This is a genomic window from Microvirga sp. KLBC 81, assembly GCF_003075415.1.
Lineage (GTDB): Bacteria > Pseudomonadota > Alphaproteobacteria > Rhizobiales > Beijerinckiaceae > Microvirga.
This window is the reverse complement of the sequence record NZ_QDAH01000355.1, coordinates 1-509: the sequence shown is the minus strand read 5'-3', so window position 1 is coordinate 509 and position 509 is coordinate 1. Positions and strand designations below refer to the sequence as shown.

Genomic DNA, 509 nt, shown 5'->3' with positions numbered 1-509 from the left:
GTTCGCCGGCCGGCCCTGCTATCGCTGCCTGACGCCCGAGATCCCGCCCGACGCCGAGACCTGCGCCGTGGTCGGCGTGGTCGGGGCCCTGGCCGGGGTGATCGGCGCGATGATGGCGCTCGAGGCGGTGAAGATCGTCGCCGGGGCCGGCGAGCCGCTGACCGGGCGGCTGCTGATCTACGACGCCCTGGCCGCCGAGAGCCGCACGGTCCGCGTCGGGGCCGACCCGGCCTGCCCGGTCTGCGGCGGCGGTTGAGGCAAGCTGTAAGAGGGGAGGCCCCGCTCAACCGTCCAGGGCCGGCCTCAGGTGCTCGATGGTCCGTGAGAGGATGGTTCCCCACACCTCGCGGTCCCAGCCGTGGTGGCCCGCGCCGAACTCGCTGTGGGCGACGGTCTTGCCGGCCTTGCGCAGGGCGGCGGCCATCATGCGCGACTGGCCCGGCGGCACCACCGTGTCGCGGCGGCCGTGCAGCAGCAGCACCGGCGCGGCCACGGCCTCGGCGTGCAGG

2 protein-coding genes are annotated in these 509 nt (G+C 75.6%); one reads left to right on the top strand and one right to left on the bottom strand.

Features of this window, described 5'->3' with window-relative positions:
* On the top strand, positions 1–256 hold a 256-nt coding region (locus DC522_RS34185), incomplete at its 5' end, for a ThiF family adenylyltransferase (RefSeq protein ID WP_205769973.1).
* A 27-nt stretch (positions 257–283) separates the two neighbouring features.
* On the opposite strand, the gene DC522_RS34180 is transcribed toward DC522_RS34185, so the two are convergent.
* On the bottom strand, positions 284–509 hold a 226-nt coding region (locus tag DC522_RS34180), incomplete at its 5' end, for a S9 family peptidase (protein WP_165820459.1).